Source organism: Modestobacter sp. SYSU DS0511, from assembly GCF_054050755.1.
In genome coordinates, this window is sequence record NZ_JBJGZY010000045.1 from 1 (window position 1) to 21,117 (window position 21,117).

General features: G+C 73.8%; 19 protein-coding genes. 10 read left to right on the top strand and 9 right to left on the bottom strand.

Going from position 1 to position 21,117, the window contains the following annotated elements; genetic code table 11:
* Positions 1 to 135: 135 nt before the first annotated feature.
* Positions 136 to 1,359, bottom strand: a complete 1,224-nt coding sequence (locus ACI783_RS17365; protein WP_457141601.1) for a sugar ABC transporter substrate-binding protein — start codon at positions 1,357 to 1,359, stop codon at positions 136 to 138.
* Between the two features lie 177 nt (positions 1,360 to 1,536).
* On the bottom strand, positions 1,537 to 2,559 hold the full coding sequence (locus ACI783_RS17370; protein WP_457141602.1) for a LacI family DNA-binding transcriptional regulator: 1,023 nt from the start codon (positions 2,557 to 2,559) through the stop codon (positions 1,537 to 1,539).
* Between the two features lie 224 nt (positions 2,560 to 2,783).
* Between ACI783_RS17370 and yicI the strand changes: the two genes are divergently transcribed.
* Positions 2,784 to 5,060 (top strand): alpha-xylosidase, encoded by a 2,277-nt coding sequence (gene yicI / locus ACI783_RS17375; protein WP_457141603.1) that lies wholly within the window; start codon positions 2,784 to 2,786, stop codon positions 5,058 to 5,060.
* Positions 5,061 to 5,253: 193 nt separating this feature from the next.
* The gene (gene msrA / locus ACI783_RS17380; protein ID WP_457141604.1) at positions 5,254 to 5,907 is read left to right on the top strand and encodes a peptide-methionine (S)-S-oxide reductase MsrA; all 654 of its coding nucleotides are present in this window, start codon (positions 5,254 to 5,256) and stop codon (positions 5,905 to 5,907) included.
* Between the two features lie 95 nt (positions 5,908 to 6,002).
* On the opposite strand, the gene ACI783_RS17385 is transcribed toward msrA, so the two are convergent.
* Positions 6,003 to 7,595, bottom strand: a complete 1,593-nt coding sequence (locus ACI783_RS17385) for a methyl-accepting chemotaxis protein (protein WP_457141605.1) — start codon at positions 7,593 to 7,595, stop codon at positions 6,003 to 6,005.
* Positions 7,596 to 7,745: 150 nt separating this feature from the next.
* On the opposite strand from ACI783_RS17385, the gene ACI783_RS17390 reads away from it, so the two are divergent.
* Positions 7,746 to 8,867 carry a class I SAM-dependent methyltransferase gene (locus ACI783_RS17390; RefSeq protein WP_457141606.1) on the top strand — a complete coding sequence of 374 codons (1,122 nt, stop codon included), beginning with the start codon at positions 7,746 to 7,748 and terminating at the stop codon, positions 8,865 to 8,867.
* Here the strand turns inward: ACI783_RS17390 and ACI783_RS17395 are convergent.
* The gene (locus tag ACI783_RS17395; protein WP_457141607.1) at positions 8,864 to 9,355 is read right to left on the bottom strand and encodes a phosphoribosyltransferase; all 492 of its coding nucleotides are present in this window, start codon (positions 9,353 to 9,355) and stop codon (positions 8,864 to 8,866) included. The genes ACI783_RS17390 and ACI783_RS17395 overlap by 4 nt on opposite strands.
* 241 nt (positions 9,356 to 9,596) lie before the next feature.
* Between ACI783_RS17395 and ACI783_RS17400 the strand changes: the two genes are divergently transcribed.
* The 4 genes from ACI783_RS17400 (at position 9,597) to ACI783_RS17415 (ending at position 13,922) form a co-directional block, all read left to right on the top strand.
* Positions 9,597 to 11,180, top strand: coding sequence for a cache domain-containing protein (locus ACI783_RS17400; protein ID WP_457141608.1), 1,584 nt, complete (start codon positions 9,597 to 9,599; stop codon positions 11,178 to 11,180).
* Between the two features lie 327 nt (positions 11,181 to 11,507).
* Positions 11,508 to 12,428: an anti-sigma factor RsbA family regulatory protein gene (locus ACI783_RS17405; RefSeq protein WP_457141609.1), complete on the top strand. Its 921-nt coding sequence runs from the start codon at positions 11,508 to 11,510 to the stop codon at positions 12,426 to 12,428.
* A gap of 70 nt (positions 12,429 to 12,498) precedes the next feature.
* The gene (locus ACI783_RS17410; RefSeq protein ID WP_457141610.1) at positions 12,499 to 13,359 is read left to right on the top strand and encodes an SDR family oxidoreductase; all 861 of its coding nucleotides are present in this window, start codon (positions 12,499 to 12,501) and stop codon (positions 13,357 to 13,359) included.
* Positions 13,356 to 13,922 carry a MarR family winged helix-turn-helix transcriptional regulator gene (locus ACI783_RS17415; RefSeq protein ID WP_457141611.1) on the top strand — a complete coding sequence of 189 codons (567 nt, stop codon included), beginning with the start codon at positions 13,356 to 13,358 and terminating at the stop codon, positions 13,920 to 13,922. The genes ACI783_RS17410 and ACI783_RS17415 overlap by 4 nt, the downstream gene beginning before the upstream one ends.
* 53 nt (positions 13,923 to 13,975) lie before the next feature.
* On the opposite strand, the gene ACI783_RS17420 is transcribed toward ACI783_RS17415, so the two are convergent.
* Positions 13,976 to 14,458: an STAS domain-containing protein gene (locus ACI783_RS17420; RefSeq protein WP_457141612.1), complete on the bottom strand. Its 483-nt coding sequence runs from the start codon at positions 14,456 to 14,458 to the stop codon at positions 13,976 to 13,978.
* A 50-nt stretch (positions 14,459 to 14,508) separates the two neighbouring features.
* Between ACI783_RS17420 and ACI783_RS17425 the strand changes: the two genes are divergently transcribed.
* A complete protein-coding gene (locus ACI783_RS17425) occupies positions 14,509 to 15,009 on the top strand; it encodes a DnaJ family domain-containing protein (protein WP_457141613.1) in 501 nt (166 codons plus the stop codon).
* A 26-nt stretch (positions 15,010 to 15,035) separates the two neighbouring features.
* Positions 15,036 to 15,245: a hypothetical protein gene (locus tag ACI783_RS17430; protein WP_457141614.1), complete on the top strand. Its 210-nt coding sequence runs from the start codon at positions 15,036 to 15,038 to the stop codon at positions 15,243 to 15,245.
* A gap of 72 nt (positions 15,246 to 15,317) precedes the next feature.
* On the opposite strand, the gene ACI783_RS17435 is transcribed toward ACI783_RS17430, so the two are convergent.
* Both ACI783_RS17435 and ACI783_RS17440 read right to left on the bottom strand, forming a co-directional pair.
* Positions 15,318 to 17,204, bottom strand: a complete 1,887-nt coding sequence (locus ACI783_RS17435; protein ID WP_457141615.1) for a hydantoinase B/oxoprolinase family protein — start codon at positions 17,202 to 17,204, stop codon at positions 15,318 to 15,320.
* Positions 17,201 to 19,264 (bottom strand): hydantoinase/oxoprolinase family protein, encoded by a 2,064-nt coding sequence (locus ACI783_RS17440; RefSeq protein WP_457141616.1) that lies wholly within the window; start codon positions 19,262 to 19,264, stop codon positions 17,201 to 17,203. The genes ACI783_RS17435 and ACI783_RS17440 overlap by 4 nt, the downstream gene beginning before the upstream one ends.
* A 118-nt stretch (positions 19,265 to 19,382) precedes the next feature.
* Here ACI783_RS17440 and ACI783_RS17445 point away from each other — a divergent pair, with 118 nt between their 5' ends.
* Positions 19,383 to 19,757 carry a VOC family protein gene (locus ACI783_RS17445; RefSeq protein ID WP_457141617.1) on the top strand — a complete coding sequence of 125 codons (375 nt, stop codon included), beginning with the start codon at positions 19,383 to 19,385 and terminating at the stop codon, positions 19,755 to 19,757.
* A gap of 1 nt (position 19,758) precedes the next feature.
* On the opposite strand, the gene ACI783_RS17450 is transcribed toward ACI783_RS17445, so the two are convergent.
* Positions 19,759 to 20,634, bottom strand: a complete 876-nt coding sequence (locus tag ACI783_RS17450) for a dienelactone hydrolase family protein (RefSeq protein WP_457141618.1) — start codon at positions 20,632 to 20,634, stop codon at positions 19,759 to 19,761.
* A gap of 63 nt (positions 20,635 to 20,697) precedes the next feature.
* Positions 20,698 to 21,114 (bottom strand): MarR family winged helix-turn-helix transcriptional regulator, encoded by a 417-nt coding sequence (locus ACI783_RS17455; protein WP_457141619.1) that lies wholly within the window; start codon positions 21,112 to 21,114, stop codon positions 20,698 to 20,700.
* Positions 21,115 to 21,117: the final 3 nt, after the last annotated feature.

Sequence of the window (21,117 nt, forward strand, 5' to 3'; positions counted from 1 at the left end):
GGGGGGTATTGCGTCGGGGGGGGGGGGGCGGCGGGGGGGGGGGGGGGGGGGGGGGGGGGGGGGTGGGGTCGGGGGGGGGGGGGGGGGGGGGGGGGGGGGGGGGGGGGGCCCCCCCCCCCCCCCCGCTGCTGGGTGTCAGCCATTCTGTGCCTGCTCCAGTGCCTCCTCCGGCGAGGCGCCGCCGGTGAGCGCGGTCTGGACCGCGGTGTAGATCGCGGTGGCGGCCGTCGGCCACTCGTCCCCGAGCTTCGCGGTGCGCGAGCGCAGGTCCGGGACGACGTCGACGAAGGCCTGCATGCGCGGGTCCTCGGCCACGACCTGCTCGCCCAGCTCGGCCTTCGTCGGCACCGAGCTGTTGGTCAGGGCGTTGTCGACCATGTTCTCGTCGGAGTTGACGCACTCGATCACCGCGGCGGCCTTGGCCTTGCGGGCGTCGTCGCCGGTCTCGGGGACCGTCCACGTGGCGCCGCCCAGCGGGGCGACGACGGTGCCGCCGGCCTCGGGGGCCGGCAGCGGCGCGACCTGGTAGTTCAGGTCGGGGTTCTCCGCGAGCACCGGGAACTGCCACGGGCCGTTGATCATCATGGCGGCGTTGCCGGCGATGAACTGGTCGTTGACGTCCTCCTGGCCCCAGTTCAGCACCGACTCGGACGCCGACCCGCTGGAGACCAGGTCGACCCAGAGCTGCAGGGCCTCGGCCGTCTCGGGGGTGGCGATGTCGGTCTCGTCGCCGCCGTTGGACCACATGAACGGCAGGAACTGCCAGGTGCCCTCGTAGGTCGGCGGGGCGGAGAAGGCGACGCCGTACCGGCTGCCCTCCGTCAGGGCCGCGGCCGCCGTCTCCAGCTCCGCCCACGTGGTCGGCGGCTCGATGCCGGCCTCGTCGAGGACGTCCTCGTTGTAGAACAGCGCCAGGCTCTGCGTGGTGGGCTGCAGGCCGTAGAGCTCGCCGTCGAAGGTGTTCGCGTCGACGACGCCCTGGCTGATGCCCTCGGCGGTGACCCCCAGCTCGCCCAGCGGCGCCAGCGCCCCGGCCGCGGCGAGCTGCCCGACGTCGGGGTTGTCGATGCTCAGGACGTCCGGCAGCGTCTGGGACGATGCCTGCTGCAGGGTCCGGGCGATGATGTCGCCACCGGGCACCGAGTTGCGCTCGATGGTCACGCCGTTCTCCTGCCCGCAGGCGTCCAGGAGCTCGCCGTAGTAGCTCGCACCCGGTTCGGTGACGAAGGTGTCCTGCACGGTCAGGCTGGTCACCTCACCGCCCGAGCTGCCGGCGTCCCCGGAGCCGCCCCCTCCGCAGGCCGCGAGGGCCAGCGGTGCCGTCAGTGCCAGTACCGCCGCGCCGACGGTGCGGTTCATCGCTCCACGTTGAGCCATTGCCGGTCCTTCCGGGAGGTGCCGGCAGCTCCGCCGGTCACACGGGCTGTGGCGACGGCGCCGCCACAGGTGGTGCAGAACAGCGTCGATACGTATCGACGCCGGTCGTGCTCAGGCCCGGACGGGGCCTGCGTCGGGCAGCCGGGGAGCCGCCGGCGGTCAGGGTGCGGGGAGGGTGGTCCCTCGCCGGGTCAGCCGCGGGGCCACCAGCTCCATCCCACCGGGCGGGCCCTCGCGGCCGCGTTCGAGAAGTCGGAACAGGATCTGCATGGCGCGGGCCGAGACGTCCCGCGGCTCGGTCGACACGTTGGTCACCGGGGGCATGGTCGCCTCGGCGACCGCGTCGGTGCACAACCCGACGACGGTGGCGTCGCGGCCGGGCACGACGCCGCGCTCGGCCAGCGCCTGCATCACCCACGGCACCGAGGACGAGGCCGGGACCAGCAGCGCCGGCCGCGGCCCGCCGATGCGCAGCGCATCGGCCACGGCGGCCCGGGCACCCTCGCGGGAGGCCTCCACCGGGCTCACCGCGAGGTGTTCGATCCCGGCGGCGGCTGCCGCCTCGACCGCTGCCCGCTCGAAGCGCCCGACGTAGTTGGCTCCCCGGGCGACCTCGTCGGCGGACCAGCCCAGGACGACCACCCGGTCGTGACCGGCCGCCACGACCTCGGCCACCGACAGCCGGGCGGCCTCCGGGTAGTCCAGGTCGACGCACGGCAGGCCCTGGGGGTCGTCGGGGATCCCGATGAGGATGACCGGGATCCGGCTGGCCGCGGCCACGGACAGCCGGGTGTCGGCGGCGGCGATGTTCATCAGCACGATGGCGTCGCACAGCGACCGCCCGGCCAACCGGGTCAGCGCCGAGGTGCCCTCGTCGGCGGTGACCAGCAGGACGTCGTGGTCGTTCTCCCGTGCGCAGCTGGCGATGGTCTCGATGAAGGGCAGCAGCGCCGTCGTGTCGGCGGCCGGCCCGAACGGGACGACCAGGCCGACCACCTGGGTGCGCTGGCTGGCCAGGGCGCGGGCGCCGGCGTTGGGCTGGTAGGTCAGCTGGTCGATGGCGGCCTGGACCCGCTTGCGCGTCTGGGCCGAGATGGGCCGGCGACCGCTCATGACGTAGGAGACGGTGCTCTGCGAGACGCCCGCGAGACGGGCGACGTCCCGGCTGGTGAACGATGCCACCTCATCACCTCCGATCGTCATCGATACGGATCGACCGCTGGGGCGGGACGTTAGCAACGTCACGATCGCCGACGCAAGGGTGCCGACCGAGTCCGGACGGCCCACCAGCGACATCGTGTCCGAGGGCGGGTTGCCGCCGTGCCGGGCGGTGCCCTAGCGTCCCTCCGCAGCAGTCGTCGAAGCGTATCGACGGCACCTCTCGACGACGAGGCGGGCGTGCGCGCATGAAGTTCACCGACGGCTACTGGCAGGACCGTGCGGGCTTCTCCGTGCTCCGTCCCCGCGACGTCCGCTCGATCACCGCCGCGGACCACCGGATGACCGTGCTCGCCCCGACGGCGGTGATCCGCGAGCGCGGCAACACGCTCAACCAGCCCACCGTCACGGTCACTTACAGTTCCCCGGCGCCCGACGTCATCCGGGTTCGGATCGAGCACTGGGCCGGTGGCGTCCCGCGGCGTCCGGAGTTCGCGGTGGCCGAGGACTCGTCCCAGCACGTGGAGGTCGAGGTCGACGACGAGGCGGGGGTGCTGACGTCCGGCGGCCTCTCGGTGCGGGTGCCGCGGGGGCCGGGCTGGCTGGCGGAGTTCGTCGCCGACGGCCGGGTGCTGACCTCCAGCGGGTCCAAGTCCATCGGGATCGTGACCACCGGATCGGGCGAGCACCACGTGCACGAGCAGCTCACGCTGGCGGTCGATGAGCACGTGTACGGGTTGGGGGAGCGGTTCACCCCGTTCGTGCGCAACGGCCAGGTGGTCGACGTCTGGAACGCCGACGGCGGCACGTCCAGCGAGCAGGCCTACAAGAACGTGCCCTTCTACCTCTCCGACCGCGGCTACGGGGTCTTCGTCGCCCACCCCGAGCACGTCTCGTTCGAGGTCGCCTCCGAGGTGGTCTCCCGCACGCAGTTCAGCGTGCCGGGGCAGGTGCTCGAGTACCACGTCGTCAACGGCCCGACGCCCAAGGACGTGCTCCGGCGGTACACCGCGCTCACCGGCCGCCCGCCGCAGGTGCCGGCCTGGTCGTTCGGGCTGTGGCTGTCCACGTCGTTCACCACCGACTACGACGAGGACACCGTCACCTCGTTCATCGAGGGCATGGCGGAGCGGGACATCCCGCTGAGCGTCTTCCACTTCGACTGCTTCTGGATGCGCGAGTTCCGCTGGTGCGACTTCGAGTGGGACCCGGAGGTCTTCCCCGAGCCCGAGGCGATGCTGGCCCGGCTCAAGGCACGCGGCCTGCGGGTCTGCCTCTGGATCAACCCCTACATCGCCCAGGCCTCCCCGCTGTTCGCCGAGGGAGCCCAGCAGGGCTTCCTGGTGCGGCGTGCCGACGGCAGCGTGTGGCAGTGGGACATGTGGCAGGCCGGCATGGGGCTGGTCGACTTCACCAACCCCGGCGCCGTCGCCTGGTACCAGGGCAAGCTCCGTGGCCTGCTGGACATGGGCGTGGACGCCTTCAAGACCGACTTCGGCGAGCGGGTCCCCACCGACGTCGTCTGGCACGACGGCTCGGACCCGCAGCGGATGCACAACTACTACGCGCAGGCCTACAACGCCGCCGTCTTCGAGCTGCTGCGGGAGGAGCGGGGCGAGGGTGAGGCGGTCGTCTTCGCGCGCGCGGCGACCGCCGGCGGGCAGCAGTTCCCGGTGCACTGGGGCGGCGACTGCTTCTCGACCTTCGAGGCCATGGCCGAGACCCTGCGCGGTGGGCTGAGCCTCGGGCTCTCCGGCTTCGGTTACTGGAGCCATGACATCGGCGGCTTCGAGGGCACTCCCGACCCCGAGGTCTTCAAACGCTGGGTCGCCTTCGGCCTGCTGTCCTCGCACAGCCGCCTGCACGGGTCGAGCTCCTACCGGGTGCCGTGGGCCTTCGACGCGGAGGCGGTCGACGTGCTGCGCACGTTCACCCGGCTGAAGATGTCGCTGATGCCCTACCTGGGCGCGACGGCCCGGCAGGCCAGCGAGGACGGGCTGCCCATGGCCCGCGCCATGCTGCTGGAGCACCCCGACGACCCGACGGCGGCCTTCCTCGACCGGCAGTACCACCTGGGCGAGTCGCTGCTGGTGGCGCCGGTGTTCGCCGCCGACGGCCGGGTCCGGTTCTACGTGCCGGAAGGGGACTGGACGTCGCTGCTGACCGGGGCAGTGCTCACCGGCCCCCGCTGGGTCACCGAGCAGCACGACGCGCTGAGCCTGCCGCTGCTGGTGCGCCCGGACACCGTGCTCCCGGTCGGCGCCCGCAGTGACCGGCCGGACTACGACTGGGCCGATGGGGTCGTGCTGCGCCTGTACCGCCTGCGCGACGGGCACCGCTCGCAGGTCGTCGTCCCCGGGGACGGCGTCGCCGGCGCGGACGCCGTCTTCACGGTCGAGCGCACCGGCGACGTCGTGACCGTCACCGCGGCGCACGCGCCGGGGGCGTGGCGCGTGCAGGTCGCCGGGGACGAGTCCACGGCCGTGCTGGCCACGGGGGCGACGTCGGTGCGGCTGCACCTCTGACGGCGCCGGGCGCCAGCCGGAGCCTTCGCCGCGGACACGACCCCGTCCACCACCGCCGGAAGCCGGCGAGCCGGAAGAAGCCGGCCCACGCGGTCGACCCCGGCATGCTCAGATCGGCATGTCCCGAGGGTGCGCCTGTGTGCTTGGTCGCACGAGGCAGGTCCGGGGTGCACGACGCACCTACCATACGATCATGTTCTTCTCCCGCGCCAAGACCCAGCCGGTCACCGCGGAGGACGCCCTGACCGGCCGTTCTGAGCCGCTCCCCGGCATCCCCGAGGTGCACGCGGTCAACGGCAACCGCATCCAGCCGCCCTTCCCCGAGGGCATGCAGACCGCCGTCTTCGGTGCGGGCTGCTTCTGGGGTGTCGAGAAGGTGTTCTGGGAGACCCCCGGCGTCTACTCCACCGCCGCGGGCTACGCCGGCGGGTACACCCCGAACCCGACCTACGACGAGGTCTGCTCGGCGCGCACCGGGCACACCGAGGTCGTCCTGGTCGTCTTCGACTCGGCGGTCATCTCCTACGACCGCCTGCTGAAGGAGTTCTGGGAGGAGCACGACCCCACCCAGGGCATGCGGCAGGGCAACGACATCGGCACCCAGTACCGCTCGGCGATCTACACCCAGGGCCCGGAGCAGGAGGCGGCCGCCAAGGTCAGCCGCGACGTCTTCCAGGAGCGGCTCACCGCCGCCGGCTACGGCGAGATCACCACCGAGATCGCGCCGCTGGGCGAGTTCTTCTACGCCGAGGCCTACCACCAGCAGTACCTGTACAAGGTGCCGAACGGCTACTGCCCGGTGAACTCCACCGGCGTGAGCTGCCCGGTGGGCCTGCCCGGCGTCTGAGGGAGGACACCCGTCCCCACGCCTCGCGAGCTGGGCGCGGGCCCCTGCGACGGGGGCCGAGAGGGCGGGCTCCCGCGCGCGGGAGCCCGCCCTCGTCAGTAGGTGAACCGGCCGACCGTGCCACGCAGGCCGGTGGCCATCCGGGACAGTTCGGCCACCGCCGTCGTCGTCTGGGTCAGCGCCTGCGTGGTCGAGTCCGCCGCCTGGGAGACGCCGACGATGTTCGCGGCGATCTCCCCGGCCCCGCCGGCTGCCTCGGTGACCGACCGGGCCATCTCGTTGGTGGTGGCGGTCTGCTCCTCCACCGCGCTGGCGATCACCGTCTGGTGGTCGCTGATTTGACCCACCACGCTGCCGATCTCGCCGATGGCGTCGACAGCGCCGGATGCGTCGGTCTGGATCGCCTCGATCCGCCGGGCGACCTCCTCGGTCGCCGTCGCGGTCTGCTGGGCGAGCTCCTTCACCTCGTTGGCCACCACGGCGAAGCCCTTGCCGGACTCCCCGGCGCGGGCGGCCTCGATGGTGGCGTTCAGCGCCAGCAGGTTCGTCTGCTCCGCGATGGCGGTGATGATCTTCACGACGTTCCCTACCTCCCGGCTGGACTCACCCAGCGCGAGCACCGCCGCGTTGGCGGCCTCGGCCCGGCGGACGGCGTCGGTGGCCACCCGCGCCGCGTCGGTCGCGCTGGTGGCGATCTCGCGGATGGAGGTGCCCATCTCCTCGGCCCCCGCGGCGACGGTGCTGACGTGCCGGGAGACCGAGTCGGCGGTGGTGGTCACCACCTGCGACTGGGTGCTCGCCTCCTCCGCGGCGGCGGCGATCTGGGTGGTGGACGCCGACAGCTCCTCCGCCGCGGCTGCCACCGCGTCCGCGGACCCGACCACCTCGCCCATGACCGCGCGCATCGACCCGGTGGCCTCGTCCAGCGACGCGCTCATCCGGCCCAGCTCGTCCTTGCTGGTCAGCCCGGTGGTGCGGGTCAGGTCCCCTGCGGCCAGCCCCTCGGCCACGTGCTGCACCGCCCGGATGCCGCGGGTGATCACCGAGGCAACCAGCAGGCCGATGCCCACAGCGACCGCCAGCCCCACGCCGAGAACGACCAGGGCGACGGTGCGGTGGTGCTCGTAGGACGCTCGGGCGTTGGCCGCCGCGGCCGCCGCCTCCCGGGTGTCGATGGCGCGCAGCTCGGCCAGGTCCTCGATCACCTCGGTCAGCAGCGGCTCGACCTGCTCGGCGCCCGGGGGTACCGAGGTGGTCACACCCGCCGCGGCGGCGGGCATCAGGACGGTGCTGGTCAGGGTGTCGATCTGCGCGAGGTCGTCGGTCGCCTCGACCACCAGGTCGTGCTTCAGCCCGGTCTGGTGGTTCGCGGCGTAGGCGCTCACCTGCCGCTGGTAGTCGGCGACCAGCGTGTGGACCTCCGACAGCGGCGGGGCGTGCGTGTCCACGGCGGTCGCGGCGCCGATCGCCAGCCGGATCTGCTCGACGTCGTCGATCATCAGGCCGATCTCCTCGATGCTGAGGACGTTGTCGACGTAGATCGCCTCGCTGGTCGCCGCTGAGTCGGCGAGCGCGGTCAGGCCGAGGCCGCCGATCACGGCGGCCACGACGCCGGCGGCGGCCGTGGACGCGAGGACCTTGATCCGTACGGGGCGGTCGGCGAACCACTGGGCACCGAGCAGGGGCATGAGGATCTCCGGGGGTGCGGTCGCCGCCCGTGGGTCCACGCGCGGCAGAACGCACATCGGCACCTCCGGCCCCTTTCCGGAACTAGATCACCCGATCGGGCTTACGGGGCGGTGCCGGCGGCACCGGGCGGGCCCGGCAGAGTGGGCGGCATGGACCCGGCCGAACTCCTCGCCCAGCTGCGCCGGGACCCCGACGTGGACGCCCCCGACCTGGTCGCCGTCGACGCCACCGACCGGCTGCTGCTCGACGAGGCCGCGGCCGATCTCCGCCGGCACCCCGAGGCCGTCGCGATCATCGACGACGCGTACGGCGCGCTGACCCTCGGCGCCGTCGCTCTCCACGAGGTGCGCGGCCCGCGGGTGCACCAGGACGCGCTGGTCGGCGAGCTCGCCCTGGCGCGCAACGCCGAGCGGGTCGGGCTGACCGGCTCCTACGAGGCGCTGCCGCTCGGCCCCGAGCTGGTACGCGGCGCGCGGGTGGTGCTGGCCCGGGCGCCGAAGAGCCTGCACGCGCTGCGGGAGCTCGTCGAGGTGGTCGCCGCGGACGCCGACCCGGGCGTCACGCTCTACGTCGGCGCCCGGGTCAAGCACATGACCCACGCGATGAACGACGTCCTGGGGCTGGCCTTCACCGAGGTGTCCGCGACCCTCGCGCGGCAGAAGTCGCGGGTGTTGGTGGCCCGGGGCCCGCAGCCGGTCGAGCACACCTTCCCGCGGTGCCGGGAGGACGACGAGCTGGCCCTCACCGTGTGCGCGCACGGCGCCGCCTTCGCCGGCGCCAAGGTCGACCGCGGCACCCGCGCCCTCGTGCGGGTGCTGCCCGACGCCGTCCCGGAGGCACGGTCGGCGCTGGACCTGGGCTGCGGAACCGGCGTGCTGGCCGCGCAGCTGGCCCGGTCCCGGCCGGGGCTGACGGTGCTCGCGTCGGACCAGTCGGCCGCCGCCTGCGCGTCGGCCACGGCCACGGCGGCCGCCAACGAGCTCGCCGACCGCGTCGACGTCCGCCGGGACGACGCCGCCGGGAGCCTGCCCGACGCGAGCGTGGACCTGGTGGTGTGCAACCCGCCGTTCCACCTGGGCACGACGGTCGCCGAGACCGCCGCCGAACGGCTGTTCGCCGACGCCGCCCGGGTGCTGCGCCCCGGCGGGGAGCTGTGGTGCGTGTACAACTCGCACCTGCCGTACCGCCCGGCCCTGCAGCGGCTCGTCGGCCCCACCCGTCAGGTGACCCGCGACCCCACGTTCACCGTGACGGCCAGCACCCGCCGCTAGTGCCCGGCCCCGCCGCGGCTCACCACGGGCGGCAGGGTCGACCAGGGGAAGTCGATCCAGGCGTCGGTGCGCTTCCAGACGTAGTCGCAGGTCACCAGCGACCGCGGCTTCTCGTACACGACCGCCGTCCGGACGGCCGAGACGTGCCCGGCGCAGAACTCCTGGACCAGCTCGAGGGTCTTGCCGGTGTCGGCGACGTCGTCGGCGATCAGCACCCGGGCGCCGGTCAGGTCGACGACGTCGAGGGTCGGCGGGAGCACCACCGGCAGCTCCAGCCGCTCGTCGACGCCGGTGTAGAACTCCACGTTCATCACGAAGAGGTTCTTCACGTCCAGCGCGTAGCCCAGCGCGCCGCCGAGGAAGAGGCCGCCGCGGGCGATCGACAGGATGATGTCGGGCTCGAAGCCGTCGTCGGCGATCTGCTGCGCGAGCTCACGCGCCGCCCGGCCGAAGTCCTCGTAGGTCAGCGTCTCGCGCTGGTCGCTCACCCGGCCATGCTCCCAGCCGGGTCGGGGTGCACCGCAAGCCGGGCCCGGGTCCGCTGTCGTGCCGGAACGACGGCGGGTCGCTGACCCGCGATCCCGCAGCGCACGACCGGGTCGCTGCCGCAGAGACGGAGATCACAGCTCGGCTTGATTCCGTCCGGTGCCGGCCGAGATCGTCGGCGAGGCGGGTCCACCGGGTCGGCCGCAGCGAGCGCACGGGTGCGCCGGAGGACGGGAGCAGGACATGGGTGCACGCCTGCGTGCGGTGCGGGTCAGCACACGGCTGTGGGCGCTGGTCGTGGTGACGGTGGTCGGCATGGCCACCATCGCGGTGATCGGCGCGCTGCAGGTGCGGACGACGATCGAGGACGAGCAGCGCAACAAGGCGCAGGCCGCCGTGGAGTCGGTGCTCGGCGTGCTCGCCCACTTCGGGGAGCAGGAGGCGTCGGGCGCGATGACCACCGCCGCCGCCCAGCAGGCGGCCGTTGACACGGTCCGCGGGCTCCGCTACTCCGGCCAGGAGTACTTCTGGGTCCAGGACGGCGCGCCGGCGATGGTCATGCACCCGATCAAGCCGGAGCTGGACGGCACCGACCTCTCCGCCTCCGAGGACCCCACCGGCAAGAAGCTGTTCGTCGAGATGGCCGACGTCGTCGAGCGGGACGGCAGCGGGTTCGTCGAGTACCTGTGGCCCAAGCCGGGCGAGGAGAACCCGCAGCCGAAGATCTCCTACGTGGCAGGCTACGAGCGCTGGGGCTGGATCGTCGGGTCGGGCATCTACGTCGCCGACCTCAACGGTGCCTTCCGCGGCGAGCTGCTGCACATGGCCATGTGGGCCGCTCCGGTCCTGCTGGTCATCGCGCTGCTGTCCCTGCTGATCTCGCGCAGCATCACCAGCCCGCTGCGCCGGATGACCGACGTGCTGGCCACCGGCGACCTGGCGCGGCGGCTCGACTGCGGTGACGGGCGCAACGAGCTCGACCAGCTCTCCGAGGCGCTCAACACCACCCTGGGCCGGGTCGCCGAGGTGGTCACCGAGGTGGGCAGCGCCTCGAAGCGCCTGGAGGACTCCGCCCGCACGCTCTCGGAGACCGGCGAGGGCATCGCCGGCGCCGCCACCCGGTCGACCGGCCAGGCCGAGAGCGTCACGGTCGCCGCCAGGGAGGTCAGCACGGCGATCGACGCCGTCGCGGCCGGAGCCGAGGAGATGGGCGCCTCGATCCGGGAGATCGCGCACAACGCCGCCGAGGCCGCCCGGGTGGCCGGCGAGGCGGTGCAGGCGGCGGAGAGCGCCAACGGCACGGTGACCAAGCTCGGCGACAGCTCCAAGGAGATCGGCGACGTCGTCAAGGTCATCACCTCGATCGCGGAGCAGACGAACCTGCTGGCGCTCAACGCCACCATCGAGGCGGCCCGGGCCGGTGAGGCCGGCAAGGGCTTCGCGGTGGTGGCCAACGAGGTCAAGGAGCTGGCCCAGGAGACGGCGAAGGCGACCGAGGACATCGCCCGCCGGGTGGAGGCCATCCAGGGCGACACCTCGGGCGCGGTGACCGCGATCGGCCGCATCGGCGAGGTCATCGCCGCGATCAACGACTACCAGACGACCATCGCCAGCGCGGTGGAGGAGCAGACCGCGACGACGAACGAGATGACCCGGGCGATCGGGGACGCCGCCCAGGGCGGCCGGTCCATCGCGGCCACCGTCGGCGACGTCGCACGGGGCGCCCAGGAGACCTCGGCCGGCGTCGGCGGGATGCAGCTGGCCACGGAGGACCTGGTCCGGATGTCTCGGGAGCTGATGCGGTCGATCGACGGCTTCCGGAGCTGAGCCCCGGCGGGACGTCCCCGGGCGGGACGTCCCCGGGCGAGACACGCCGGGTGGTGGCCGCACGCTCCGTGACCGGTCTCGCTCCAGCGCAGGTGAGGGACGGGTCACCCGATCGTGGGGCTCCGGTCGCCGGGGGCGGTTGCCGAGAACTGGGGTGGGTGCTTGAGAATGCCACCAGTTCTGTGCCCGAGGTCCCTGCTCGTCCGGAGAGGTGTGATGACCACGATCGGCGGTCACCCCGTGCGCGCCCCGCAGCGTGCGCAGGTGGACCGCGGGGGTCCGGGCAGCGGTGCACCCGCGAGGGGCCGCTCCGGGCGGGTGGGGCACATGGCTGTGGTGCTGCGGTCGGAGGAGGACCTGCTCGCCACTGCCCTGCCGTGGCTGGAGGCCGGGCTCGTCGCCGGTGACCTGGTCGTGCTGACCTGCGCGGACGAGACCGCCCAGCTGCTCGTCGACGAGCTGGGCGGCGCCGGTGCGGCCGTGGTCCGCGAGCCGCGGGTCTCCCTGCGCGGCTCGCGTGGGCCCGATGCGATCACCACCACCCGTCGCCTGCTCGACCGCGCCGCCGGTGCCGGCTCCGGCCGGCTGCGCGTGTTCGGTCACCCCGAGTTCGGCTCCGCCCCGCGCGACTGGCGGGAGGCCCAGCGCTACGAGTCGGCGGTCAACGAGCTGCTGGCCGGCACCCCGATGTCGGCCCTGTGCCCCTACGACGAGCGGGTGCTGCCGGCCGCGGCGGTCGACAGCGCCCGGGCCACCCACCCGTTCCTGCTGGTCGACGGCGTCCCGACCGCCAACCCCGACTACCGGCCGCCGACCAGCTACCTGGCCGAGCTCCCGCTGCCCCGCGAGCCGATGGAGGCCGGGCCCCCGGTCTTCGCCGTCGACGGCGCCCCGACGCTGGCCGGGCTGCGGCACCAGCTGGCCGAGGTGCTGGCCCGGTACGTCCCCGACCGGAACCGCTGCGAGGACATGCACCTGGCGGTCAGCGAGATCGCCGCGAACGCCTTCCGGCACGGCACGCCGCCGGTGTCCGCCCGGGTGTGGGCCGACCCCGGCTGGGTGGTCTGCACCATCGCCGACCGCGGCACGGGCTACGCCGACCCGCTGGCCGGGTTCGTGCCCGCCCACGGCGACGACCTCTCCCAGGGCGGCATGGGGTTGTGGCTGGCCCGCAAGCTGTGGGAGCACGTCGACCTGATCGGCGGACCGCACGGGCTCACGGTGCGGCTGAGCGCGCCCACCCGCTGAACCCACCCTCCGTGGGGTTCGGGGTCGTGGTGGACCGGACGGGACGGTCTCTCAGACCTAAGGTGTCGGTGTGATCGTGGTGACCGCCGCCGGCGGACGGACCGGGACCGCGGTGGTCCGTGCTCTCCGGGAGCGGGGCGAGGCGGTGTGCGCCGTGGTGTCCCGCCCGGGGCCCCGCCCGGAGCTGACCGACCTGGGCGCCGAGGTGGTGCGGGCCGAGCTGACCCAGCCGCTGCCCTGGTCGAAGGTGTTCGCCGGCGCCGACGCCATGTATCTGATCTGGCCGAACTTCGACCCGGACGAGGCCGAGGGGGCGCCCGCGCTGTTCCGCGAGGCGCGCCGCGCGGGCCTGCCCCGGCTCGTCTACCACTCGGTCCTCCGCCCCCAGCTGCGGGTGATGCCGCACCACGCCGCCAAGGACCTCGCCGAGGAGGCACTGGACGCCAGCGGCCTGGCCTCCTGGCGGGTGCTGCAGCCCTGCGCCTACGCCGACAACCTCGACGACGAGCTGCCTGAGGTGGTCGCCCGCGGCGAGCTGCGCAGCCTGTGGGGCGTGCGGACGGCGCAGTCGCTGGTCGACGTGCGCGACGTCGCCGAGGCCGCCGCCGTGCTGCTCACCGAGGACGGCCTCGACGGCGGCACCTTCGAGGCGGCGGGGCCCGAGCCGCTCACCGCCCCCCGGATCGCCGAACTCGTCAGCGCCCGGGTGGGCCGGGAGATCGTCGCCGAGGACGTCGTCCCCGGCGGGGAGGTGCCCACCGCCTACGCCGCCCGCTGCCGGCGCACCATGTTCGACCACTACCGGGCGCACGGGTTCACCGGCAGCCCGCGGGTGCTCACCGACCTGCTGGGTCGCCCGCCGCGCAGCTACGCCGAGCACCTCGCCGACCTCGACCTGCCGGTCGAGGTCCTCCCGGACGAGCCGACGTGACCGCGCCGGAGCGGGCCACGCCGGACCTGCGCGTGCCCGACGTCCCCGACGGCGACGCGATGGACGTGATCCTCGCCCAGTGGGCCCGCGAGCGGCCCGACCTGGACTGCTCGCCGATGGGCGTCATCGGCCGGGTGACCCAGCTGCAGCGGGAGGTGTTCCTCGCCCAGCGGGCCACGTTCGCCCGGCACGGCCTGGACGCGCCGTCCTTCGACGTGCTGGCCGCCCTGCGCCGGGCCGGGGCGCCCTACCAGCTCACCCCGACCGCGCTCATGCGCACCGCACTGGTCACCTCCGGGGCGATCACCCAGCGGCTGGACCGGCTGGAGGAGAAGGGCCTGATCACCCGCGGGCGCAGCGAGGCCGACGGGCGCGCCGTCGTCGTCACGCTCACCGAGGCCGGCCGGACGGCGCTGGACGGCGCCCTGCCCGACCACCTGGAGACCGAGCGGGGCATGCTGGCCGGGCTGACGGCCGAGGAGATCGACCAGCTGGCCGGGCTGCTGCGCCGCTGGCTGGTCTCACTGGGCCGCGTACCGGGAGTGACGCCCGACGCCAGTTGACGAGGGCCTCCGTCCCCTCACGCTCGGCGCGAGCCCCTGGACGGGGCCGCTGGTCAGCGGTGGTCGGTGCCGGGCGGCATGCCCTCGTGGACCGTCGGCGGGGAACCCTCGCGGCGGTCGATGATCGTGAACCGGCGCCAGAGGCCGGACACCTGCAGCGGCCGGGCCACGGTGCCCGAGTCGACCACCAGGGGCATCTCGATGCCGCGGGGCTCGGCCAGCCGCTCCAGCTGGACCAGGATCGACATGCCGGCGGAGTTCATGAAGGTGACGTCGCAGAGCTCCAGCTCGACGCGGTTGAGCGACGGCGAGTTGAGCATCAGGTCGGTCATCGCGCGCACCAGGGGTCGACGGCTCTCCTCGGTGAGCTCGCCGGCGACCCGGATCTGTGCCGTCGACTCGTCCGGCTGGGCGGTGGTGACCTGCACGCCCTCGCCGGTCAGCTCGGCGACGCGGGGGTTGTCAGGGCTCGGGGCGGCGGTGCCGGGAGCGGTCTCGTCCATGTCCCGGCTGTGCCCGGCCACCCGCCGCTTCATGCCCGTGACGGCTCGTATCGTCGAGGAGGAGCGGGAGCGGAGGGAGCGGAGTGACCGAGCGGAAGCCCGAGGGGATGTCCTTCGACACCTGGGTGGAGCGGCAGATCGACCGCGCGCGGGCCGACGGCGCCTTCGACGACCTCGGCCCGGCCGGCAAGCCGCTGCCCCGCCGCGACCGCGAGGAGACCGCCTACGACTGGGCGCTGGCCTGGGCCCGCCGGGAGGACGGCGACGCCGGGACGCTGGTCGCCGGGATGCTGCCGACCGGGTTCACGCTGCGCAAGGAGCGGGAGCGGCTGCCCGCCCTGGTGGCCCGCCAGACCTCGGAGGCGGCGGCGCGCGCCGTCGTCGAGGCGCACAACGCCCGGGTCGACCAGTACTACCGCCGCCCGGTCGAGGGCGTGTGGGTGCCGGTCGGGATGGCCGACGTCGAGGTGGAGCTGGCCCGCTGGCGCGCGGCGCGACCGGAGCAGCCGGCCGTTCCCGAGCCCCAGCCGGTCACGGCGGTCCGCCGGCGCTGGTGGCGGGTTCGGCGCAGCGCCGCCGGGTAGGGGCGGGGCCCCGACAGGAGGTCACCATGAGCCAGACACCAGACGACGGCGTCCCCGGCACCGACCGGGACCAGGCGCGCGAGAACGTCCTCCACGAGACCCCGCTCGTGCCCGAGTCGGTGGCGGACAGCGGCGACGACCCGCGCAGCACGGCCGATCCGGTCAACCGCGGGGACGCGGGCCAGGACGGTGAGAGCGCCAAGCCCCCGGCCGGCGACACCGACCTGGGCGCCTGAGGAACGAGTCCGCCCGACGTCGTGCTCTGCCCACCACCCGTGGCAGAGCACGACCGTGCCGGGGCGACGACGTCAGAGCAGGTCGAACTCGTTGAAGGCCGCACCGCCGGAGAGCAGCGCGTAACCCGGGCCGCGGTCGAAGAAGGGCTCGACCTCCGGGCGCCCGGCCCGCAGCTCGGCCCGCAGCGCCTCGGTCGCCGCGTCGTCCGCGGTGCCGTCCTCCCGGACGACGACGCCGTAGTCCTCGCGGGCGCCGTCGACGCTGACCTTCCGCCACGCGATGTCGCGCAGCACCTCCTCGACCGGCCGGTCCAGCGGGTCGCCCCAGCCGCCACCGCCCGTCGTCCGCACCCGCACGACGGTGCCGGCCTTCAGCGGCTCGGCGTCGGCGAGCGCGTCGACCTCGTGCTCGTCGGGACCCCCCGGGTCGACGGTGATGGAGAACGGTCGCCCGGCCTTGCCGCCGTTGACGCCCCAGCAGGACAGGATCGAGCGGTCGGCGATGGACATGAAGTGCGCGTCGCGCAGCACCCGGATGTCCTTCTCGTAGCCGCAGCCACCGCGGTAGCGGCCCGGGCCACCGGAGTCCTTCGCCAGGGCCAGCCGCTCGACCCGCAGCGGGAAGCGCGACTCGGTGAACTCGGTGGGCAGGTTCCGGGAGTCCGGGACGACGTGGATGGTGTCCTCGCCGTCGGCGTAGTACCGCCCGCCCGAGCCGCCGCCGAGCACCTCGCGCATCAGGTACGGCTCGCCGTTGGCGTCGGTGCCGTAGACGCCGGTGTACCGGATCGTCTCCTGGTCGGCGGGCATCCGGCCGCCGGTGGCCTTGGCCAGCACCCCGGCGAGCACGCCGAGCAGCCGCAGGATGACGAACGTCCGGGCGTTGGTGGGCGCCGGGAAGATCGGGGTGAGCAGCGTGCCCTTCTCCGGGAAGCGCATCTCGATCAGCGGCACGACGCCCTCGTTGACGTCGAGCTCGGCCATCCGCTCCGGGCTCTCCGCGAGGTTGCGCAGGATCGGGGCGAGCCACTTCTTCAGGAAGTTGCCGTCGGCGTAGTCGCCGCAGTGGTTGATCGGCCCCTTGGCCTGCGGCCCGGTGCCGGTGAAGTCGATGACCAGCGGGACGTCCTTGCTGGAGTCCATGGTCAGCGTGATCCGCTGCCGGTGCAGCTGCGGCTCCTCGACGCCGTCGTGCTCGGCGTAGTCCTCCCAGACGTAGGAGCCGTCGGGGATCTGGGACAGGATCTCGCGGCGGTAGACCTCGGTGGAGCTGGACAGGATCGCCTCGAAGCAGGCCTCGACCGCGGCGACGCCGTACCGGTCGAAGAGCTCGCCCAGCCGGCGCGCGCCGGCCAGACAGGCGGAGCACTCGGCATCGAGGTCGGCGGCGAGCGAGTCGGGCATCCGCGAGTTGCGGGTCATGATCGTCAGCGCCGCGTCGTTGCGGACGCCGCGGTCCCACAGCTTGATCGGGGGGACCATCAGTCCCTCCTCGAACACGCTGGTCGCCGCCGACGGCATCGAGCCCGGCACCGCGCCGCCGATGTCGTCGTGGTGGCCGAACGCCTGGATGAACGCGACCACCTCGGGGGTGCCGTCGGCCGCCGCCGCGAACACCGGCACCGTGACGCACAGGTCGGGCAGGTGGCCGATCCCGCCCTCGGAGAGGTAGACGTCGTTGTGGAAGAACACGTCGCCGGGGTTCATGGTGTCGATCGGGTGGTCGCGGACCACCGGGTGCACCAGCGCCGAGTACGACCGGCCGGTGAGCTTGCGCAGCTGGCGGTCGTGGATGCCGGCCCGGAAGTCGTGCGCATCCCTGATCATGGGGGATCTCGACGTCCTGCCGATGGAGGTCTCGACCTCCTTCTCGATCGCCGCCAGCGTGCCGGCGACGATCTCGACCAGCACCGGGTCGGCGGCGTCCGAGCCGCCGAAATGGCCATTCTGGCGGCTCATTGCGCGTCCTCCTTGGTGAGCAGCAGGTTCCCGAAGCGGTCGACGGTGGCGAGGAACCCGGGGTGCACCGGGACGGTGGAGCCGAACTCCTCGATCACCGCGGGCCCGGCCACGACGTCGCCGGGGGAGAGGTCCGGCCGCCAGTGCAGCGGTGCCTCGACCCACTCGTCGAAGAACACCCGCCGGGTGCCCCGGCGCGAGTCCCGGCCGGTCGGCGCCGGCTCGACGATCTCCGGACGGCGGATCGGGCCGACGCCGCTGACCCGCAGGTTCACCCACTCCACGGCCTGGCGCGGGTCGTCGGCGAAGTCGTAGCCGTACAGCTGACGGTGGGCGGCGTGGAAGGCGGTGGCCACCGCCTCGATCGCCGCCGCGTCGAGCTCGCCGTCACCGACCGGCACGCGCACCTCGAACGCCTGGCCGACGTAGCGCAGGTCGGCGGTGCGCTGCATGCGCTGCTCGTTGCGCGGGAAGCCCTCGCCGTCCAGGGCGACCCCGGCCTGGGCCTCGAGGTCGGCGAAGGCGGTGGCCAGCGTGGCGGGGGCGACGTCGGCGTGCCGGGCGACCATCGTCTGCACGTAGTCGTTGCGGACGTCGACGGTCAGCAGCCCGAAGGCGCTGACGTTGCCCGGGTTCGGCGGCACCAGGGTGCGCGGCAGACCGAGGACGTCCATCAGCCGGCAGGCCAGCAGCGAGCCGGAGCCGCCGAAGGTGGTGAGGGTGAAGTCGCGGACGTCGAGGCCGCGGGCGACGGTGACCTGGCGCAGCGCGTTGGCCTGGTTCCACGCCGAGATCTCCAGGATCCCGGTGGCGGCGCGTTCGACCGACAGGCCCAGCTCACCGCCGAGTCGCTCCAGCCCGGCACGGGCGGCGTCGACCGACAGCGGGATCTCCCCACCCAGCAGGTGCGGGGGGATGCGGCCGAGGACGACGTGGGCGTCGGTGACCGTCGGTTGCTCACCGCCGTTGTCGTAGCAGATCGGCCCCGGGTCGGCGCCGGCCGACTTCGGCCCCACCTTGAGCGTGCCCTCCGGCGACAGCCAGGCGATCGAGCCGCCGCCGGCGCCGACGGTCACGACGTCGATCATCGGGATCTTGGACGGGTAGTCGCCCACCGAGCCCTCGGTGGTCAGCGTGGGCTCCCCGTCGATCACCACGGTGACGTCGGTGGAGGTGCCGCCGCCGTCGCAGGTGAGCACCCGGTCGAAGCCGGCGGTGCCGGCGATCAGGGCGGCACCCAGGGCGCCGGCGGCGGGGCCGGAGAGCATCGTGGTGATCGGCTGGTGCACCACCTCGGACGCGCTGAGCACGCCGCCGTTGCTCTTCATCACGTAGAAGGGCACACCGGGGGCGATCTCGTCGAGCCGGCGGCGGATGTTGGTGACGTAGGCGCCGACCCGGGGCTTCACGGCGGCGTCGACCAGCGTGGTGACCGACCGCTCGTACTCGCGGTACTCCCGCAGCACCTGCGAGCTGATCGAGACGACGGCGTCGGGATGTTCCACGTGGAGCGCCTCGAGCATCGCCTGCTCGTGCGCGTCGTTCGCGTAGGAGTGCAGGAAGCAGACGCCGATGGTGGTGATGCCGGCGTCCCGGAAGAAGCGCGCGGCGGCGACGGCGTCGTCCCGGTCGAAGGGCCGCACCTCGGCACCGGTGACGTCGAGCCGGCCGCGCACCGTGCGGACCAGGTCGGCCGGGACGATCCGCGGCGGCTTGACCCAGAAGTAGCTGTTGCCGTAGCCGTCGGGCACCGACTGCCGGGCGATCTCCAGCACCGACTCGTAGCCCTCGGTGGTGATGAACCCGATCCGGTCGAGCTTGCCCTCGAGCAGCTGGTTGGTGGCGACCGTCGTCCCGTGGCTCACCGCGGTGACCGCCGCGCCGTCCAGGCCCAGCTGGCCGAGCACCTTCTGCACGCCGGCGAGGAACCCCTCGGCCGGGTCGGCCGGCGTGGACGGCGTCTTGGTGGTGGCGACCTCGCCCGTCCCCTCGTCGACGGCGACGACGTCGGTGAACGTGCCCCCGGTGTCGATCCCGATGCGTACCCGGCGCCCGCTCATGCCGAGAAACCTTAGCGGTGAGATAACGCTGCCGGAAGGCCCTCCCCGTGGACGTCGCGGCAGGCGACGGACGGGCGTCGGCTGTCGTTCCGTCGGTGCGGCTGGCTAGCGTCGGTACATGGCTGACCGCCCGCGGATGACGTTGACCGCCACCGTGCTCGACACCCCCGACCCGCAGGGGCTCGCGCGGTTCTACAGCGAGCTGCTGGGCTGGCCGATCGGCGAGGACGACCCGGAGTGGGCGACGCTGCGCCCGGGTGGCCCGGCGCTCTCCTTCCAGCGGGAGCCCGAGCACGTGCCGCCGGTCTGGCCCGCCGGTCCCGGCGACCCGCGGATGCAGGCGCACCTGGACATCGCCGTCGACGACCTGGACGCGGCCAGCGCGTTCGCCCGGTCGCTGGGCGCCACTCCGGCCGCGTTCCAGCCGCAGGAGCACGTCCGGGTGCACCTCGACCCGGCCGGCCACCCGTTCTGCATCTACCTGCCCGAGTAGGTCAGGCGTCCGCGCGCGGCTGCCCCGGTGGGTCCAGCAGCGCGTTGCGCAGGCCGCCACCGGCGTGCACGGGGATGCCGGCGCCGGTGAGCCGGTCGCGGAGGAACGCGACCACGTCGGCCCGGACGTCGTTGGTGGGGTGGCCGGGTCCCTCGACCTCGGGGTGGGTCAGCACCCGGTGCGCAGCTCTGCTGATGCCGGCGGGGTTGCCGGCGCGGGAGCTGATCACGATCGGCAGCCAGCCGTCGCCGAAGGCGGCGCGCAGGGTGCGGAAGCGGTCGGGCGGGCAGATCTTGTCCTCGCTGAACCGGAGGCCCAGCAGGCGCAGCCCGTCGCCGTGCACCCGTTCGATGACGGCGTCCCGCTCCTCGTCGGACATCCCCAGGTCGCCCCGCCGTCCGGGCGTGACGCCGAGGGGCAGCGACGGGTGGCTGGCCACCGGTGCGAGCACCACCGGCTCGGTGGCGGCCGCGAGTGCGAACCCGCCGCTGAAGCCGGCGCCGACCACGCCGACGCCCGGTCCGCCGAGGCGGTCGTGCAGCCGGCGGGCGACGGCTCGGACGTAGCCGGCCACCGGTCGGTCGGTGCGCGTGCCGAACATGCGGAACTCGCGGGTGAGGCAGGCCCGCGCCGTCGACCCCAGAGCGTAGGCGGGGGAGAGCGGGCGGCCGGGCTCACCCAGCAGCGAGACGACGGTGACGGTGAAGCCGGCCTCGACCAGGTGGTCGGCCAGTCCCAGCACCGGGGGCGTCACGCCGGGGACCTCCGGCAGCAGCACGACCCCGGGGCCGGAGCCGCGCGAGAACAGGGTGTGGGTGATGCCGGCGTCGGTGAAGTCCTCGGACGCCCAGCCTGCCAGTGCTGACGACTCTGTCATCGCCTGATCGTGGCGCACGGGGCACCGATCGGTCGAGACCTCCGCGCAGCAGGGGGCGACGGGTCAGTCGGTGAGCTGGCGCAGGATCCGCTCCAGCGTCGCCCGGTCCTCGGCCGACAGCCGGCCGAACAGCTCGGTGGAGTCGGCGGCCCGCGCCTCGTCGACCTCGCGCTGCACCGTGCGGCCGGCGTCGGTGGCCACCAGCACCACGGCGCGCCGGTCGCGCGGGTCGGCGGTGCGCTCGACCAGCCCGCGCTCGGCCAGGCCGTCGGCGACCTCCGTCGCCGAGCGGGGGGCGATGCGCAGTGCCCCGGCGAGCTCGGAGAGCCGGACGCCGTCCCGTGAGCAGACGACGCGCAGCGCGCGGGCCTGGTGCGGGGACAGGTCCCAGGGCGCCAGGGTGGCGGTGAACCGGCGGCGCAGCGTGCGCGCGACCCGCATCAGCAGGTCGCCCAGGGTCGCCGTCCCGCCGTCGCGCATGCC

Excerpts from the sequence above, each read along its gene's own strand:
- ACI783_RS17365 (WP_457141601.1), bottom strand. The coding sequence starts at position 1,359 with ATGAACCGCACCGTCGGCGCGGCGGTACTGGCACTGACGGCACCGCTG.
- yicI (WP_457141603.1), top strand. The coding sequence starts at position 2,784 with ATGAAGTTCACCGACGGCTACTGGCAGGACCGTGCGGGCTTCTCCGTG.
- msrA (WP_457141604.1), top strand. The coding sequence starts at position 5,254 with ATGTTCTTCTCCCGCGCCAAGACCCAGCCGGTCACCGCGGAGGACGCC.
- ACI783_RS17385 (WP_457141605.1), bottom strand. The coding sequence starts at position 7,595 with ATGCCCCTGCTCGGTGCCCAGTGGTTCGCCGACCGCCCCGTACGGATC.
- ACI783_RS17390 (WP_457141606.1), top strand. The coding sequence starts at position 7,746 with ATGGACCCGGCCGAACTCCTCGCCCAGCTGCGCCGGGACCCCGACGTG.
- ACI783_RS17400 (WP_457141608.1), top strand. The coding sequence starts at position 9,597 with ATGGGTGCACGCCTGCGTGCGGTGCGGGTCAGCACACGGCTGTGGGCG.
- ACI783_RS17405 (WP_457141609.1), top strand. The coding sequence starts at position 11,508 with ATGGCTGTGGTGCTGCGGTCGGAGGAGGACCTGCTCGCCACTGCCCTG.
- ACI783_RS17420 (WP_457141612.1), bottom strand. The coding sequence starts at position 14,458 with ATGAAGCGGCGGGTGGCCGGGCACAGCCGGGACATGGACGAGACCGCT.
- ACI783_RS17430 (WP_457141614.1), top strand. The coding sequence starts at position 15,036 with ATGAGCCAGACACCAGACGACGGCGTCCCCGGCACCGACCGGGACCAG.
- ACI783_RS17435 (WP_457141615.1), bottom strand. The coding sequence starts at position 17,204 with ATGAGCCGCCAGAATGGCCATTTCGGCGGCTCGGACGCCGCCGACCCG.
- ACI783_RS17440 (WP_457141616.1), bottom strand. The coding sequence starts at position 19,264 with ATGAGCGGGCGCCGGGTACGCATCGGGATCGACACCGGGGGCACGTTC.
- ACI783_RS17445 (WP_457141617.1), top strand. The coding sequence starts at position 19,383 with ATGGCTGACCGCCCGCGGATGACGTTGACCGCCACCGTGCTCGACACC.
- ACI783_RS17450 (WP_457141618.1), bottom strand. The coding sequence starts at position 20,634 with ATGACAGAGTCGTCAGCACTGGCAGGCTGGGCGTCCGAGGACTTCACC.
- ACI783_RS17455 (WP_457141619.1), bottom strand. The coding sequence starts at position 21,114 with ATGCGCGACGGCGGGACGGCGACCCTGGGCGACCTGCTGATGCGGGTC.